This window comes from Gordonia humi (assembly GCF_014197435.1).
Taxonomy (GTDB): domain Bacteria; phylum Actinomycetota; class Actinomycetes; order Mycobacteriales; family Mycobacteriaceae; genus Gordonia; species Gordonia humi.
Genome location: NZ_JACIFP010000001.1, coordinates 692,887 through 709,008, shown reverse-complemented (window position 1 = coordinate 709,008; position 16,122 = coordinate 692,887). Strand labels below are relative to the sequence as shown.

Below are 16,122 nucleotides of genomic sequence, written 5' to 3'. Positions count from 1 at the left end.
GAATGACCATGGATTACTCGACATACACCCAGCTCGACGTCGCGGTCGACGACCGGATCGCAACTGTGACTATCAACCGGCCTGACCAACTCAACGTGGCTGATGCGGTGATGCACACAGAACTGTCGACGATCTTCACCGACCTGCAGCGTGACCGACAGGTCGACGTCGTGGTGCTGACTGGCGCTGGTCGGGCCTTCTCGGCCGGCGGGGACGTCGCCTGGATGCAGGACGCCGTCGACGATCCGGAATCCTTCGACCAGACCCGGGACGAGGCCAAGCGGATCATCTTTTCGCTGCTCGACCTGGAGAAGCCGATTATCGCAAAGGTGAACGGTCACGCCGTGGGCCTCGGCGCGACCCTCGCACTTTTCTGCGACGTCATCTTCGCCTCGGAGAAGGCCAAGATCGGTGACCCGCACGTGTCCATCGGCTTCGTCGCCGGCGACGGCGGCGCGATCATTTGGCCGCAGCTGATCGGCTATGCCCGGGCCAAAGAGTACCTGTTCACGGGCGATCTGATCAGTGCCTCCGATGCGGCCGATATCGGGCTGATCAACCATGCGGTCCCCGCTGAAGGCCTCGACGCGCGAGTCGACGAGTTCGCCGAGCGGCTGCGCCACGGGGCCACTAAAGCGATCCGGTTCACCAAGATCGCCACCAACATCGCGCTCAAGCAGGCAGCGCACGCGGCGATGGATGTGTCGATCGCGTACGAAACGATCACCAACAGCAGCGCCGACCACGCCGAGGCAGTGGCCGCCTTTCGGGAGAAGCGGACTCCCACATTCCAGGGGAGGTGACCATGTCCATGACTCCGGCCGCCGACGCCGATGATGCGCTCGCCGAACTCCGGTCCGTGGTGCAACAGTTCGTCTCGACCGTAATGCCGCGGGAGGAGGCGAGCCGCTGGGATCGTGAGAACTACTATCCGCGGGAGGTACTCGATCGCCTCGCCTCACTCGGCGTGATGGGTTTGACCGTCCCGGAAGCGTACGGGGGCAGCGGGCGCAACATCCGGCTGACCCTGATGGTGATCGAGGAACTGTCTAAACGCAGTATGGCCGTGGCGATTCCGTACATTATGGCCAGCTGCTACGCCGGCATGACAGTCACCGACTGCGGCACCGAAGAACAGAAGCGGCGGTGGCTACCGGACGTCGCCGCGGGCAAGATGCTCTTCGCGTACGGGTGGACCGAACCCGAGATCGGCGGCGATCTGGCAAATGTCAGGACCACCATCACCAGAGAGGGCGACACCCTGGTGATCAACGGGGCGAAGCGCTTCTGCACCGGTGCCGACTTCAGCGATGCCATTTACGTGCTCGGCCGATCGGATGCCGAGGCTCCGAAGTACCGGAATCTGTCGACCGTCGTCGTCCCGACCTCGAGCGAGGGCATCACCATCACCGCGATCGACACCATGGGCCTCAAGGGCACGCACACCTCCGACGTGATCTTCGACGACGTGCGGGTCCCGATCGGGAATCTCATGGGTGGTGAGGACGCGTGGAACCGCGGCTGGGAGCTGATCACCGGGGTCGGCCTCGACATCGAAAAGCTGGAGGTCGCCGCGATGTCGCTGGGCATCGCTCAGGCCGCATACGCCGATGCCCACGACTACAGCCGACAGCGCGAGCAGTTCGGTGTCTCGATCGAGAATCACCAGTCGATCGCGCACATGTTGGCCGACATGCAGGTTGGGCTCTACGCCGGGCGCCTGGTGCTCGACGACGCCGCCCGGCTCGCGGATGCACAGACCCGATCCGGGGTCGAGACGTCGATGGCCAAGCTGTTCACCACGGAGACGGCCAAGACGATCGTGCTCGACGCGCAGACCGTGATGGGTGCGTACGGCTATGCGAAGGATTTCGACTGCGAACGGTACGTGCGAGACATCCTGGCGATGCCCATCATCGGCGGCTCGTCTGCCATCCAGCGTAACAACATTCATAAGTGGTCCCGGCCGCGCGGCTGACCCGCACGGCGCAGTCTCGACAAGTATGAAGGAGTTGCTGTGACTAGCTACATCTCCGGTGTTTCACAGGTGATCGTCGGTCGGGGCCGGGCGGCGCCGCCGTATGCGAAGATCCTCGTCGACGCCGCGCTCGACGCGATTGCCGATGCTGGCCTGGTGAAGGACGACATCGACGGGCTGATCCTGTCATCGTCCATTCCGCAGCCGTTCGAGCTGAATCCGGCCGAGGTGGCCGAACACCTGGGCATCGAACTGGCCTACGTCGCCATGGCACCGTACGGTGGCCGACCCGCGGTGGACGTGCTGCACCTGGCTGATGCGGCGATCTCCTCCGGTCAGGCCGGCAAGGTGCTCGTGCTGTCGGCGGACGATTTCGCCACCCGGCTGGGCATCGACGGGGCCGTAAAGCTCTACATGACCAGCTTCGACCAGGTCTACGAGCGGCCCTACGGCCCGATCATTCCCACGGCCTTCGCGTTGATGGCCCAGCGGCATATGCACGATTTCGGCACCACGATGGAACAGTTGGCGGCGGTCGCGGTGACCATTCGTCGGCACGGTCTGTTGAATCCCGACACTGAAGTACGCGGAGAGCTCACCGTCGAGTCGGTGCTGGCCGACCCGGTGACCAGCAGTCCGCTGACCCGATCCATGCTCGCGCTGATCTCCACCGGCGGTGGGCAGGGATTCGTGGTGACCGCGGAACCGACCGGCGACCGGCCGGTGAGCATCCTCGGCTACGGCGAGTCGTGCAGTTTCATGAGCTTGAGTCAGGCACCGAGTCTGGTCGAGTTCCCGAATCTACGGAAGGCGTCCGACCTCGCACTTCGTCAGGCCGGCGTCTCCCTGCGCGATCTGGACTTCCTCCAGGTGTACGACCCGGCGTCGATCGTGCCGCTGATCATCCTCGAGGACATCGGCTACTGCGCGAAGGGTGAAGCCGGGGCGTTCGTCGCCGAAGGCAACGCGGAACTCGGCGGCACCCTCCCAATGAACACCCACGGCGGCACCATGGCCTTCCGGCACCCGGGAATGGGCGCCGCTCTGGACTCGGTGGTCGAGGCCGTCCATCAGTTGCGCGGCACCGCCCGCGACCGCCAGGTGGCCGATGCGCAGGTCGGTATGGTTCACGGGCAAGGCAGCTGGCTCGCTAACAACGGTTTCCTGGTCTTGGGCCGGGCGTGAGACGAGGAGAGATCCGATGACTGCAGAACAGCACGTCGACGACGTGCGAGAGATCTTTTGGAACGCGTGCCGGGACGGGGAACTACGGCTGCAGCGGTGCTGTGACTGCGAGAAGTGGCAGTTCTATGCGCGTTATCTGTGCCGGCACTGCGGGTCTCGTGACCTGGAGTGGGCGCCAGCGGCGGGCAGCGCTGAGGTACACACTTTCAGCATCGTCAATCGGGCAGAAGGGATCTTCGCCGAACTCACGCCGTACGCGGTGGCTATAGTGCAGCTCGCCGAAGGCCCGACGATGATGACGAATATCGTCGGCACCGACGCGGCGCCGTTGGATGTGACGCAGGTGCGCATCGGTCTCGCGGTCCGGATTCACTTCGTCGAACGCGACGGTCAGGTGCTGCCGCTGTTCACGCCTGACAAGACCAGTGCCTGAACCGGCTTATCAGGCGGCGCGCGAGCAGCGGACCCGACGGGATGATCTCGACGGCTCGTGGGTCTCGGCGTTGGCCGAGTTGACTGAGCGCATCCGGCGACTGGCTCGCGCGGCCGCGCTGACTGAGGTTGATGGGGATGCGTTGCGGACGGTCTCGGAAACGATCGCCGCGGCCACCGCGGCGCTCGATGAGCGTCGGCGCTCCGGTCCGCTGCTAGGCGACTTCGACCAGGGCCGCATCTCGGTAGACAACGGCCGCCGTATAGGTGCAACCAATACCCTGGTGGCGCCGCTGGAGATCGAAGTCGACACGTACGGTGCCGTTGCCCGATACCACCCGGATCCGCTTCTCGAGGGCGCCGCCGGCCTGCTGCACGGCGGCACCGCCGCCTGGCTGATGGACTGCATGTGTGGGCTGCTGATCGAAGAACTGGACCTGACATCACGGACGGCGAATTTGACCCTAGACTATCGGGCGCCCACGCCGATCGACGCCGAGCTAACCCTCCGCTCAGCCATCGACCGGCGCGAAGGCCGCAAGCTGTGGTTGCGTGGGAGCATCGAGGCCGCGGGTCGGATCACCGTTGAGGCCAGCGGCCTGTTCATTATGCTGCGCAGTTGACCCGCGGTGTGCCCCTGCTACATCACAGGACACCGATGACAGTTCTGCCCGTCTGATCGGGTGGATGCCGCCGAACCGATCGATCGTCGGGCCAGCGTCGCGACAGCAGCGTGGTCTGACGATCCACCTCACGTGCCGCCCGGGTGTTCTGCGTCGAGCGCGGTATCTCGTGGCAGATCCTCTCTGAGGTTCGGGTGATCGCTCGTCAGGACTGAATAGCTCAGTCGGAGCCCGGTCGCGGCGACCGAAGTCCTCACCATCGGCTGTCCTTGAGAGCGCGAAGGAGATCAGGCCATGCAGGGTCCGGACGGCGTTGGAACACGGAGGGCTGCGGTCCGACCGGTGGCGCACTCGTTCCATCACGTCGAAGCACTCGCCGTCGACGCAATCACCGATCGGGACGACGCTGTGATCGCAGTCGGGCCGTGGCCGCAGGAACGAGCGATCAATTATCAGCAACGGAGGTGCCCAGGCCCGTCGCGACGACTTATCGTGACCGGCACCGAAGCCGGAGACATAAGCTGTCATCGGACTTCTGGAACGTCACCTCCGCGGCGCGCACTGCGGCGCTTCCAAGCCTCCGGGGTTCTACCGGTTGTGATAGCTGTGCACCCAATCGGCGAGCTGCTGCCGGGAGTGGAAGCCGAGCTTGTTGAGCATATTCTGTACGTGCCCTTCGATGGTCCGGACCGATAGCACCAGGCGAGCGGCGATCTCTCGGTTGCTCATGCCTAGGGCGACCATCTCACTGACTTCCCGCTCTCGGTTAGTCACCGTCACCGCTGCGGGCCGGTGTGCCGGGTGTGTCTCGCCCGACCGGTCGTCTCCGGAGGTGCCGCGATCGGCGGCATCGTCGACCAGCCGGTCGAACTCCTCTCTACCGAGCGCTTTCCTGGCCAACCGCTGATGCTCCTCCCGGATCTCGACGTGCTTGGCACTGCCGAACAACGGGAGGCTGCCGACTTCGCCGTAGAGCCGACGGCCCTGCCCCCATAGACCGGCGGCCTCGGCCATCCGGTTCTCGCGCACTGCCACCCACGCCAACACGTCCAGGCAGACCGAGACCCCGAGCCAATCGTGCAGTTCACGCTTGATCTCGACCGCTTGGCGGAGCGTCTCCCCGGCTTCCGGGTACCGCTCCGTGAACCACAACGCGATGCCCTTGGTCCACAGCGCCCAGGAGGCGGAGAACTGCTCGCCACTACGCAGCGCGTCGGCGAGGGCGGCGTCGCTCAGCTCGACGGCCCGGTCCGGCTCATCGGAAAGGGCGTACACGAACGCTTTCTGCACGGTACCCAGGCTGGGTAGAGAGCCGTAGGCATGCCGCTCGTTGTGCTCCCAGCTCGACATCTCGAGCAGTTCCATTGCCCGTTCGAGGTTCCCGGCGATGTGCTCGACGGTGCCGAGGAACTGAGTCGCCAGCGCATGAGACTCTTGGTCGCCGACCTCGGCAGCGGTGTCGATGGATTCCTCGAGGTGGAGGCGTGCCTCGTTATTGCCGCCCTGGATGCTCTCGAACCAGCCGAGCACCCACAGGCACTTGGCTCGCTCCGGGCTCGGCCTCCTATCGACTTCGAGGATGCGGGTCAGCCAGAACTGACCCGCCCGCAGATGCCCGTTTGCATTCCAGAAGAACCACAGGCTGCCGACGAGTCGCATTCCCGCGCCGGCGTTCTCCGGATTGTCCAGGCACAAGGTGATCGCGGCCTCGAGGTTGGCCAGCTCGCGGCGCAGGCGTCGGTTGATCTCTGAGTCGGCCACACCCATGGAGTCCGTCTCACTGATCTCGGCGAGCCCGATGTGGAACTCGAGATGCCGTTGCTGCCATCGGGCTGTCTCAGTGGATGCCCGTAGCTTTTCGAAACCGAAGGCCCGGATGCTTTCGAGCAGGCGGTACCGCACACGGCCGGCGAGGTGGCTGGTCGCCAGGACGGATTTGTCCACCAGGTCGGCGAGTAACACGGGGACGTCGTGCCGGGCGATCATGTCGTCGGTGCAGATTGCTTCGGCGGCGTCGACTTCGAAGCCTCCGGCGAACACTGCCAGGCGCTTCCACAGTTCCTGTTCCTTCGGGGAACAGAGGTCGAAGCTCCATTGAATGGTGCCCCTTAGGGTCTGATGCCGCTCGTCGCCGGTATTACCCCTGGTCAGCAAGTCTAGGAAGGCTCCCTGCCGGCTCAACAGGTCGCTGGCAGAGATCGCACGTGCTCGGACCGCGGCGAGTTCGATCGCCAGGGGAAGACTGTCGAGCCGCTCGCAGAGCGTTGCGATGGCGGTGAGCTCCTCCGGAGCGGGGTGGAAGCCGGGGTAAGATGACCCGGCGCGGTCCAGAAACAACTGGACTGACTCGGGGACGATGTTGTCTGTCAGCGGTGTCGTCCCATACTCGGTGTGTGCCGTGGACAGCGGCGGGACCTCGAACACAGCTTCGCCGAGGATCTTCAATGATTCCCGGCTGGTCGTCACGATCTGAACACCGGGCGCGCTGTGTAGTAGATCGTGCGCCAGCCGGGCCGCACCTCCAAGGACGTGTTCACAGTTGTCCAGCACGATCAGGACCCGCCGTTCGGCGAGTCGGTCGACGAGCGGTGTCAGCGCCTGATGTTCGCCGTCGCCGAACATCAGGGCGCGATCGACGAGCGGCTCGACGAGGGCATCCTCGGCGACATCGTTCAGCCGGAAGAACCACACCCCGTCGAGGTAGTCGGCGGCGTGGTCCGTGGCCAGCCGGGTGGCCAGTCGCGTCTTGCCGACGCCGCCGGTGCCGGTCAGGGTTATGAGTGAGGAGGTGCGCAGCAACGCGGCCAGCTGGTCGAGTTCGCGCCGGCGGCCGACGAAGCTCGTCACCTCGCGGGGAACGCCATGGATCGATGGGTTCGGCGCAATACGGCGCGCCTCCGACAGGTGCCGGTGCGGACTCGTGGAGGTCATGGGTGCCGCTGTCCCAAGGTGCGCATTGGTGGAACCCTTCTGTCTGACAACACACATCAGACGGGTGAGGCCGAATGGTCGTCGAGCCTCAGGCTGATTGCTTCACCCTACCGGGAAAGCAGGGGGTGCACCGAGGTCTTAGGAGTCCGCGGCCGCACCGGTGTGCACCAGTGCGAAACGGTCCGGTCTGTTGCACTCGTGGCAGCGGAGTCCGGCGGGACTGGACATTGGCTGCTGACGCGGGAACCCGGGAGCGGCACCGGACCGTCCGTCTCAATGAGCCGCCCCATGTCGATGTACCGGGGCACACGGAGGAGATCCAGGAGCGCAACCAGACTGAGCCGCTCGCCGGTGAACTGTGGGCCGGCGTGCGCCAAATCAAACGTCAATTTTCTAGGATTCACCGGCCGTACTCCGGTCGGCCGCATGGTCCGCGAGGACCGCGGCGTGACTCCGGAGTCCGTAAGTCCGTCGCGATGGTCGTCACTGGGCCACCGGTACGGTAGTTGTGTCTATCTGTGGGAGGTGCGCGGCCGCCCGACGATTCTGACCGCTGAGCGAAGCGAATCGTCCGAGTTCGGCGTGCACGTCGTTGCTTGGTGGATGGCCGCCGATCAGGGGATGAGGCCGAGTCCGGATCATGTTGTGCATATTTCGATCGTGAGCTGGGGATAGTTGAGGGCTTGTGGAAATGCAGGCCGGTCAGGTGATGCGTCGGCGTCGCATTCCCATGGGGCGATGGCGCGATCGGCTGGTGTGTTGGAGTCGGCGTAGACGCTCCGTCTGGGACTGATCCCAACGTTATGCAGGCCGCCCCTCGTGGCACTGATCCTCGGATTCACCGGGTGGGAGGCCAAGAACACGAGCCTGAGCATCGGTGCCTATCTGGAGGTCGATCGATCACGAATCGATCGCCGAGATTGGGCACCGCTGAATCGGACAGGTCGAGGCCGCGTCCGTTCGCGCGACATGTCATGGCATCGCGGTCGCGGGAACTCCTAGTGAACGTTCGGCGCACGACGACGCGGTTCCGGCGACGCTCGCTATCGTGGCGCCCATGGATGATTCGACGCTCCTCGACCGCCTCCGTGACGACGATGAGATCGCCGATCTCCTCGACACCGTCGCCGACGTGTCGATCGACCGCCTCGACCCCGTCGAAGACCTGTACTTCGCGTCTGGCACGGCGTTCGAGGTGATTGCGGGGGACGCGGGAGGAGGCTCCTTCCTCCTCGTCGGCGATCCGGACCGAGCTCAGCGGTCCGTGGTCTACGCGTCGTCGGCGGGATCAGCGGCGTGGCTTGGTGATTCGCTGCATGCCGCGCTCGACGTGCTGGTCGCACTCCCCACGATCTGGCACGACGTCGGTGGCGGTCGCCACTCGCTCGAGGACCTGCTTCGTGAGCTCGAGGAGGACTTCCCCGACCTGGCAACCGATCGTGACCGATTGCGAGACGCGTTGGACCTGCCGGCGACGGCATCGGAGCAGGCGCGGGAGAGGCTGCTCGCGCTCCCCGCCGAGACGCGTTCGGCGGAGATGCCACGGGCCCGATTCGACGACGAACCCGATTCCGAGTACGAGCCGTACTGGGCGTGACAGGTCAGCCGGCGACCGGGACGTGCCGTCGTAGGAAGTCGAGCTGATCGGTGACGACCTGCTCGAACGCCTCGTCGACGTAGATGTCGAAGTGGCCCTCGTCGTAACGGCGGATCTCACCGCGCGGCGATTTCGCGACGTGGCGGAGGGTCGCGGGCGCGGGTGCGACCGAATCTCGGTCGCACACGCAGTACAGGATCGGGACGGTGACTTTCGCCGCCGACCGGCCGGGAAAGTGCAGGCCGATGGCCAGACCGATGCGGGCGGCGACCTGATTCGAGAACGTCGGAGCGCCGGGAGTCAGTGCGAGATAGCCGTCCATCGCATCGGGCGCGGTCATCAGCGCCGTCGACCCGACCGGGCCGGACGTCGCGATCATCACGGGCGGGCGTCTCCGCAGACGTCGGGCGACGTCGCGCACCGCGCGGGCCGAGATCTTCGCTACGGTCCGCGGCTCAATCGCGCGCAGCGATGCGAACCCGTCGGTGAACGGACACTGGGCGATCGCCGCGGCCAGCCGGTCGTCGGCGGCCGCCGTCACGATCGCGTGCCCGCCGCTGAACGAGGTGCCCCACACCACGACCCGGTCGGGATCGAGCTCCGGCCTGGTTCTCGCGTAGGCGACCGCGGCGCGCCAATCGACGAGCTGCCGGCCGATGTCCAGGAGCTGACGCGGTTGTCCGCCACTGGCACCGAAATGGCGGTAATCGAACACCAGACACGCGTAGCCCGCTGCGGTGAAACGCTCGGCGAACGCGTCCAACCGCATCTCTCGGACCGCGCCGAGTCCGTGCGCCATCACGATCACCGGAACCGGCCCGTCCGCGGGAGGCAGATACAGCCAGGCTGCGCAGGTGTCGCCGTCCGAGGTGAAGGACACGTCCAGGCGCGTCCAGGGGCCGGAGGTCTCGTCGATGCTCATACCCTGAACCTACTCTCGAGTCAGGTTTTGCGGAGTGGGCACGTCTCGCCTCGCCGACGTCGATGAACGCCAGTGTCGCCACTGGTTCAGTTCGCGCGCGGATCGGCGGCGATGCTCGTCAGCTCCGGCGAGAACGCGTAGATCCTGCCGCCGTCGACGCCGACCCACCAGCGGTCGCACAGGAGTGTCGCCTTCGTCTCCTGTCCGGTCGGCCACCAGGCGGCGGTCAGCGACGGACGACTGGTCAGCAAGCGCGGCTGCACGCCGTGGGTCATGGGATCCGACGAGTACGCGCGAGTGAGCTCGTCGATGCTCGGGTCGCCGGGACGAGCGATCGGGAAGCAGGATCGCGAGTCGAGACGACCGTCGTAGGAGGCGACGAGGATCCGCTCGTTGCCGGTGGTCCGGCGCGTGACCTCGATTTCGTGGGCTTCGTCGGGGAGCCACGACGGTGCGATGTGGTCGGCCTTGGCCGCTGTGCCGGTGGCCGAGGACTTGGACTCGACGTGGTTCGGCGTCGACGGATCGCCGCACGCGGTGAGCGCGACCGTCGCCGCGACGGCGACGGCCCCGAGGACCAGGGCACGGGCTGCATGAGTGATGTTCATGTCGTTGACGATATGGCGCAGGTAGGGGGCCGCACATCGATCGCGAGGTCCATCATTGCAGGTCAGGAGTACATCGGAAGGTGGACACGGGGTACATCAGACGGTGGTCCATCGACGATCGGGGAGAACCGTGGCACGTGCGACGCGGCGCGGAGCCTGTCAGCCCAGGCGATCCAGGACTCGCATCAACGCCGCGAGATCGGCCTGGTCGAGATCGCGGAAGTCGTCGGGCGCGGGCAGCTCGATCCGTCGTGCACGCGCGAGCAGATCGCGCCCGGAGTCGGTCAGGCTCACGAGCTTCACCCGCCCGTTGGTCTCGTGCGCGCGGCGCGCAACCAGTCCCTGATCTTCGAGTGCGTTGACGACGACGGTGGTCGCCGGACCGTCGATCTCCAGGTCGTGCGCCAGTTCGGACATCGTCAGCTCCCCGGCGGTCGCCAGACGGCGAAGCACGCGAACACGAGTGAAGCTCATCCCGAACGCGTCCACGACGCGACGTTGCCAGTTCCCGCGGCTGTCCATCACGATATGGACGAGGCGCTCCCACACGCGGTTGGGATCGAGGGATTCGTCGGTCATCGCACACCCTCCTCGTCCGCCGAACCGGTCGGCGACTCGCCGAACAGGAAGGCGATCGCATCGGTGCTGCGTCGCCCGATCCGACCGGTCGCGAGGACGCCCAGGAACAGGATCACCGCAGAGAGTCCGACGACGGTCCACCAGAGGGGAGCGGTCGCCTCGGCGAACGTCGACGACAACGATGTGCTGGCGCCGATCCCGGTCAGTGCGCCCGCGAGCGCGATGCCGAGCGATGTGCCGACCTGTCTGCTGGTCGAGGCGATGGCCGCGGCGGCCCCGGTCTGCGACGCCGGCATCCCCGACACGGCCGTGGTCGTGATCGGCGCGTTGAGCAGTCCCATCGCCACCCCGAACACGAAGAACACGACGAGAAGGTACGGCATCGGCGTCGACGACGTGAGGAGAGTGAGTGCGCCGGAGGCCGCCGCCAGGGCGACCGCGGCGATGACGACCGGCGGGCGGGTGCCTCGCGAGGCGACGAGTCTGCCCGAGAGCGGGGCGCAGATCAGCTGTGCCACCGCGAACGGCAGCGTGTGCACACCGGCCTCGAGCGGTGACAGTTGCCGCACCTCCTGCAGGTAGAGGGTGATGATGAACAGGAACGCGCCGTTCGCGGTGAACGTGCACACCGCCGTGACGACCGACGACGAGAACGGCAGACTGCGGAAGAAACGGATGTCGATCAGCGGCTCGCGACGACGTCGTTCGTAGGCGACGAAGACGGCGAGCGAGATCGCGGCCGTCGTGAACAGCACGATGGACTCGGGCTCGGTCCAGCCGCGGCGAGGAGCCTCGATGAGTCCGGCGACCAGGGACGCGAGCATCACGATCATCAGGAGCTGGCCGACCGGGTCGAACCGCCGACGGTGCGACGACCGGGACTCCGGGATGAACACCGCGGTCAACACGATCGCCGCGATGCCGATCGGCACATTGATCCAGAAGATGCCGCGCCAGCCGACCGTCTCGGTGAGCGCACCTCCGACGATCGGCCCGATGCCCATCGAGATCCCGATGACCGCCGACCAGATGCCGACGGCCTTCGCCCGCTCGGCGCGGTCGGGGAACGTCGCGGTGATGATCGACATGGCGACCGGGTTCATCATCGACCCGCCGACCGCCTGCACCATGCGGAAAGCGATCAGCCATCCGACGCTGGGTGCGAGACTGCACAGCAGAGAACCGAGCGTGAAGATCCCGACGCCGATCTGGAAGGTGCGCCGTCGCCCGATCCGGTCGGAGGTGGATCCCGACAGCATCAGCAGGCTGGCGAGCACCAGGGTGTAGGCGTCCACCGACCACTGGAGCTCGGCGACGCCCGCATGCAGGTCGCGGCTGATGGACGGTAGGGCGACGTTGATCGCGACGGCGTCCATCGACACGAGCAGCAGGCTCGTGCAGCAGATGATCAGAATCAGCCGGGGATGCCGGTAGCGAGCGGGAACCGCCGACTGTTGTGGTTCAACAGTTGTCATTTCACAAGTATTCTGGTGGTCGATGCCCGGTAGTTCAAGATCGCCCGTCTCCGTGTGGGGCGTCGCATGTCGCGACCGCCGTCGCAGACCGGTGAGTTCCGCCTCCGCGACATAGCGGTCGCCGCCTTCGGCCCGTCGCTGCTCTTCGGCATCTCGCAGGGGGCGACGCTGCCGGTCATCACACTCACCGCGATCGATCGGGGCGGATCGGTCGCGGTCGCCGCCTTCATCGGCGCGCTGATCGGCATCGCGTCGATCCTGACCAACATCCCCTCCGGCATGCTGGCCACACGGATCGGGGAGCGGCTGTCGATGGTCGTGGCCGCCGTCGTGTCGGCGTCGGGCCTGATCCTGTGCATACTGCCGATCTCGGTGTGGACTCTCGCGGTGGGCGTGTTCCTGATGGGATCGGCGTCGTCGGTGTTCTCCCTGGCCCGGCAGTCGTACCTGACCGAGGCGGTGCCCGTGCACATGCGGGCCCGAGCGCTGTCGACACTGGGTGGATCGGCGCGCATCGGCGTCTTCCTCGGCCCGTTCCTCGCCGCGGCCGTCATGCACTTCTTCGGGATGTCGAGTGCCTATGCCGTCGCGCTCGTCGCGGTGGTCGGGGCCGGAGTCATCGCCTACGGTGTGCCGGATCTGGACAGTCGAGCCTCCGACCGCGCGGCCTCGACGGAGGCGACCACGCGCGGGATGCTGCGCGATCACCGGCGCGTCTTCCTCACTCTCGGCACCGCGATTCTGCTGCTCTCGGCGATCCGCCAGTCCCGCCAAGTGGTGATCCCGCTGTGGGCCGCTCACATCGGACTGTCCGGCTCGGCGGTGTCGATCATCTACGGCGTCGCGGGTGCGATCGACGCGGCCACCTTCTGTCCGGCGGGCAAGGTGATGGACCGGTACGGACGCAAAGCCGTCGCGATCCCGTGCATGGCGTTGATGGCGCTGAGCTTCGTGCTCATGCCGCTGACTCACGGGTTCGCCTCGCTGGTCGGCGTGTCACTGCTGATGGGGTTCGCGAACGGGATCGGGTCGGGCATCGTGATGACCCTCGGCGCCGACATGTCGCCGTCGGTGGGACGTCCGATGTTCCTCGGGCTGTGGCGCGAGTTCTCCGACGTGGGCGCGGCCACCGGGCCGGTGGTGCTGTCCCTGGTGACCGGACTGGCGTCCCTCGGCGCGGGCATCGTGGTGACCGGCGGATTCGGAGTCGCGGCGGCGCTCGCGTTCTGGCGGTGGATACCCCCGCGCGCCGATCGGGACGAGCCGGTCGAGGTCAGCGCCCCTCCGCATCCGCCAGGCTCTCCTCCGCCATGAGCTCGTCGTCGCGCTCGGTGACGACGGCGGCGCGCGTGGTACGTCGTTCCGGGAGCACCAGCGTGACGACGAGCGTGACGATCCACATGCCGCAGGCGAGCAGGCCGGACGCGGTGTAGCCGCCGTCGTCGGGATCGGTCGCGCCGGGAGCGGTGTGGATCTGCAGGATCATCCCGGCCATCGCACTGCCGATCGAGTAGCCGATGTAGCGGAGCACCTGGTTGAACCCCATGGCGCTGGCCGTCTCCGACACGGCGACGGCCCGCAGCAGCATGCCGGGCACCACGGCGAACACCAGTCCCACACCGATGCCCTCGATGCCCATCACCACGAGCATCTGCCACATGGAGCCGCGGGCGAAGCTGAACATCAGCATTCCGCCGAGCAGGACCACTGCGGCGATCGGCAGGACCGCGCGATGGGATGTGCGCTCGGCCAGGTGCGGAGCGATCCGCGTGGCGACGAAGCTGCCTGCCGAGAACGGAACGAGGACCAGACCGGCGACGACGGCGGAGGCGCCGAGACCGTAGCCGGTGGAGGTCGGCGCCTGGACGTAGCGGACGGCGAGGGAGAGCAGCAGGTACATGCCGACGCCCGCCAGAAGGGCGGCGATATCGGCGGTCAGCACGGACCGGTGGCGCACCAGGCGCAGATCGACGAGCGGGTGGTCCGCGCGGAGCTCCCAGACGATCCACCCGGCGATCAGGACGACCGCGACGACGAGAAGGCCGAGGACGGCGGCCGAGCCCCAACCCCACGTCTCACCCTCGCTGATGCCGAGCAGCAGGGCGCAGAGCGCGACGGCCAGCAGCACCGCGCCCGCCACGTCGAGCGGTTTGGACTCGCGGACGCTCGCTTCGGGGACGACGAAGAACGCGACCGCGAGTGCGACGGCGGCCACCGCGGTGCCGAACCAGTACGCGGCGTGCACGCCGCCCAGCTGGGCGATGAGGCCGGTGATCGGGTAGCCGAGTCCCACGCCGGTCACCGTGGTGATCGACAGCAGTGCGACCGCCGACCGGGACTTGTCGGCGGGCAGGGCGTCGCGCGCGGCGGCGATCGCGACCGGTGTCAGGCCGAGACCGAGACCCTGCAGCACCCGCCCGGCTAGGAAGAGTTCGAAACCGACCGGCAACGCGGCGAGCGCACAGCCGAACACGATGAGCGCCAGCGTCACCAGGACCACCTTGCGGCGCAGCGGGCCGTCGCCGAGACGGCCCATGGTCGGGGTGGCGATCGCGCCGGTCAGGAGGGTGGCGGTCAGCGCCCACTGTGCCGTCGACCCGTCGACGTGATGCAGTCGGGCGATGGCCGGTAGCAGCGGGGCACCGAGGCTGCTGACGACAGCGGAGACCAGGCACGCGAAGACCAACGACGGGACCAGCATGCGCACGCGCGACGGCGGCGGGGAGGCGATGATGCCGGTGTCGGATCGGGTGGCGTGCATGGTCGACACTGGTGACGGCCTCCTCGGGGAACGGTATCGGGTACCCGTCCGAGTCTTCGTGTTCGGCGATTATGCGTCCAATGAACGGACTGTTCCCTGTTGATGCGTTTCGTGCATGATTGCAGTATGCGGATACGCGATCTGTCTTGGATCCTCGCTCTCGGTGATCAGCAGCACATGACCGCGGCCGCCGACGTCCTCGGTGTTCCGCAGTCGACGTTGTCTCGCGCGCTGAGCCGGGTCGAGGACGAACTCGGTGTGCAGATCTTCGAACGCCGACAATCGGGCCTCACGACGACGCCGCTCGGCGCGCTCGTGCTCGACGCCGCATCCGACATCGAAGTCCGGTACCGACGTCTCGAATCGGATATCGCGAACGCCGTCGACCCGGACACCGGGATCGTGCGGCTCGCGTTCCTCGACTCGATGGGCGCGTCCGTCGTTCCACGACTCCTCCGACGGTTCCGCGAGGTGGCGCCCGGAGTGCGAGTACTGCTCACCCAGGAGCGCAGCAATCAGATCACCGCCGATCTTCTGGCGCAACGGGTCGATCTCGCCCTGACCTCGTCGCGTCCGAACCCCGGTGCCGGCTGGCTGCCGTTGCGCACGGACCGACTGGTCCTCCTCGTTCCGCGCGGACATCGACTGGCCGACCGGACCCGCGTGAGGCTGGCCGAGATCGCGCATGAGCCGTTCATCACCACCCCGTCGCAGTTGCACTTCCGATCGCAGGTCGACGCGCTGTTCGACGCGGCCGGAGTGTCGCCGACTCTCGCGTTCGAGAGTCAGGATCCGGCGACGATCGAGGGCCTGGTGTCGGTGGGGCTGGGCGTCGCGATCGCGCCGGAATCGTATGCCGGCGCCTCGGACACGGTCGGTGTGGAGTTGGACGCCCCGAACGCGGTCCGGAACATCGGGATGACCTGGCGGACGGACGTGCGGCTCCCGCAGCCCGCCGAGCGGCTGCGGGACATGGTCGCGGAGGAGTTCGCGCTCAGCCGGGAGCAGTGACGCCTCGACGGCGCCCGTCG

Annotated in this window: 14 protein-coding genes; 8 read left to right on the top strand and 6 right to left on the bottom strand. The window is 66.9% G+C overall.

Annotated elements, in window-relative coordinates; all coding sequences use genetic code 11:
- Window positions 1–2 precede the first annotated feature (2 nt).
- Genes BKA16_RS03150 through BKA16_RS03130 form a run of 5 tightly spaced genes read left to right on the top strand, consistent with a single transcriptional unit; the run spans window position 3 to window position 4,218 of the window.
- On the top strand, window positions 3–803 hold the full coding sequence (locus tag BKA16_RS03150) for an enoyl-CoA hydratase/isomerase family protein (protein WP_343067259.1): 801 nt from the start codon (window positions 3–5) through the stop codon (window positions 801–803).
- Between the two features lie 2 nt (window positions 804–805).
- Window positions 806–1,978 carry an acyl-CoA dehydrogenase family protein gene (locus BKA16_RS03145; RefSeq protein ID WP_183369312.1) on the top strand — a complete coding sequence of 391 codons (1,173 nt, stop codon included), beginning with the start codon at window positions 806–808 and terminating at the stop codon, window positions 1,976–1,978.
- Window positions 1,979–2,017: 39 nt separating this feature from the next.
- On the top strand, window positions 2,018–3,163 hold the full coding sequence (locus BKA16_RS03140; RefSeq protein ID WP_183369311.1) for a thiolase family protein: 1,146 nt from the start codon (window positions 2,018–2,020) through the stop codon (window positions 3,161–3,163).
- Window positions 3,164–3,179: 16 nt separating this feature from the next.
- Entirely contained in the window at window positions 3,180–3,596 is a 417-nt protein-coding gene (locus tag BKA16_RS03135; protein WP_183369310.1) for a Zn-ribbon domain-containing OB-fold protein, read from the top strand.
- The gene (locus BKA16_RS03130) at window positions 3,589–4,218 is read left to right on the top strand and encodes a PaaI family thioesterase (RefSeq protein ID WP_183369309.1); all 630 of its coding nucleotides are present in this window, start codon (window positions 3,589–3,591) and stop codon (window positions 4,216–4,218) included. Before BKA16_RS03135 ends, BKA16_RS03130 begins: the two co-directional genes overlap by 8 nt.
- Window positions 4,219–4,806: 588 nt before the next feature.
- Here BKA16_RS03130 and BKA16_RS03125 read toward each other — a convergent pair.
- Complete coding sequence (locus BKA16_RS03125) at window positions 4,807–7,149, bottom strand: LuxR C-terminal-related transcriptional regulator (protein WP_183369308.1); 2,343 nt, start codon at window positions 7,147–7,149, stop codon at window positions 4,807–4,809.
- 1,057 nt (window positions 7,150–8,206) lie between these two features.
- Here BKA16_RS03125 and BKA16_RS03120 point away from each other — a divergent pair.
- The gene (locus BKA16_RS03120) at window positions 8,207–8,746 is read left to right on the top strand and encodes a hypothetical protein (protein ID WP_183369307.1); all 540 of its coding nucleotides are present in this window, start codon (window positions 8,207–8,209) and stop codon (window positions 8,744–8,746) included.
- A gap of 4 nt (window positions 8,747–8,750) precedes the next feature.
- Here the strand turns inward: BKA16_RS03120 and BKA16_RS03115 are convergent, their stop codons facing one another.
- From BKA16_RS03115 to BKA16_RS03100, 4 genes are all read right to left on the bottom strand, one after another.
- Window positions 8,751–9,668 carry an alpha/beta hydrolase gene (locus tag BKA16_RS03115; RefSeq protein ID WP_183369306.1) on the bottom strand — a complete coding sequence of 306 codons (918 nt, stop codon included), beginning with the start codon at window positions 9,666–9,668 and terminating at the stop codon, window positions 8,751–8,753.
- Window positions 9,669–9,754: 86 nt separating this feature from the next.
- On the bottom strand, window positions 9,755–10,276 hold the full coding sequence (locus tag BKA16_RS03110; protein WP_183369305.1) for a hypothetical protein: 522 nt from the start codon (window positions 10,274–10,276) through the stop codon (window positions 9,755–9,757).
- A 159-nt stretch (window positions 10,277–10,435) separates the two neighbouring features.
- Window positions 10,436–10,855, bottom strand: a complete 420-nt coding sequence (locus BKA16_RS03105; RefSeq protein ID WP_183369304.1) for a MarR family winged helix-turn-helix transcriptional regulator — start codon at window positions 10,853–10,855, stop codon at window positions 10,436–10,438.
- Window positions 10,852–12,330 (bottom strand): DHA2 family efflux MFS transporter permease subunit, encoded by a 1,479-nt coding sequence (locus BKA16_RS03100; protein ID WP_183369303.1) that lies wholly within the window; start codon window positions 12,328–12,330, stop codon window positions 10,852–10,854. The genes BKA16_RS03105 and BKA16_RS03100 overlap by 4 nt, the downstream gene beginning before the upstream one ends.
- A gap of 66 nt (window positions 12,331–12,396) precedes the next feature.
- On the opposite strand from BKA16_RS03100, the gene BKA16_RS03095 reads away from it, so the two are divergent.
- The gene (locus BKA16_RS03095; RefSeq protein ID WP_183369302.1) at window positions 12,397–13,644 is read left to right on the top strand and encodes an MFS transporter; all 1,248 of its coding nucleotides are present in this window, start codon (window positions 12,397–12,399) and stop codon (window positions 13,642–13,644) included.
- Here BKA16_RS03095 and BKA16_RS03090 read toward each other — a convergent pair.
- Window positions 13,604–15,091 (bottom strand): MFS transporter, encoded by a 1,488-nt coding sequence (locus BKA16_RS03090; protein WP_246371950.1) that lies wholly within the window; start codon window positions 15,089–15,091, stop codon window positions 13,604–13,606. The genes BKA16_RS03095 and BKA16_RS03090 overlap by 41 nt on opposite strands.
- Before the next feature lie 126 nt (window positions 15,092–15,217).
- On the opposite strand from BKA16_RS03090, the gene BKA16_RS03085 reads away from it, so the two are divergent.
- On the top strand, window positions 15,218–16,102 hold the full coding sequence (locus BKA16_RS03085) for a LysR family transcriptional regulator (RefSeq protein WP_183369301.1): 885 nt from the start codon (window positions 15,218–15,220) through the stop codon (window positions 16,100–16,102).
- Window positions 16,103–16,122 lie beyond the last annotated feature (20 nt).

Coding starts and splice junctions, on each gene's coding strand:
- BKA16_RS03150 (WP_343067259.1), top strand. CDS start 3: ATGACCATGGATTACTCGACATACACCCAGCTCGACGTCGCGGTCGAC.
- BKA16_RS03145 (WP_183369312.1), top strand. CDS start 806: ATGTCCATGACTCCGGCCGCCGACGCCGATGATGCGCTCGCCGAACTC.
- BKA16_RS03135 (WP_183369310.1), top strand. CDS start 3,180: ATGACTGCAGAACAGCACGTCGACGACGTGCGAGAGATCTTTTGGAAC.
- BKA16_RS03125 (WP_183369308.1), bottom strand. CDS start 7,149: ATGACCTCCACGAGTCCGCACCGGCACCTGTCGGAGGCGCGCCGTATT.
- BKA16_RS03120 (WP_183369307.1), top strand. CDS start 8,207: ATGGATGATTCGACGCTCCTCGACCGCCTCCGTGACGACGATGAGATC.
- BKA16_RS03115 (WP_183369306.1), bottom strand. CDS start 9,668: ATGAGCATCGACGAGACCTCCGGCCCCTGGACGCGCCTGGACGTGTCC.
- BKA16_RS03110 (WP_183369305.1), bottom strand. CDS start 10,276: ATGAACATCACTCATGCAGCCCGTGCCCTGGTCCTCGGGGCCGTCGCC.
- BKA16_RS03105 (WP_183369304.1), bottom strand. CDS start 10,855: ATGACCGACGAATCCCTCGATCCCAACCGCGTGTGGGAGCGCCTCGTC.
- BKA16_RS03100 (WP_183369303.1), bottom strand. CDS start 12,330: ATGACAACTGTTGAACCACAACAGTCGGCGGTTCCCGCTCGCTACCGG.
- BKA16_RS03095 (WP_183369302.1), top strand. CDS start 12,397: ATGTCGCGACCGCCGTCGCAGACCGGTGAGTTCCGCCTCCGCGACATA.
- BKA16_RS03090 (WP_246371950.1), bottom strand. CDS start 15,091: ATGCACGCCACCCGATCCGACACCGGCATCATCGCCTCCCCGCCGCCG.
- BKA16_RS03085 (WP_183369301.1), top strand. CDS start 15,218: ATGCGGATACGCGATCTGTCTTGGATCCTCGCTCTCGGTGATCAGCAG.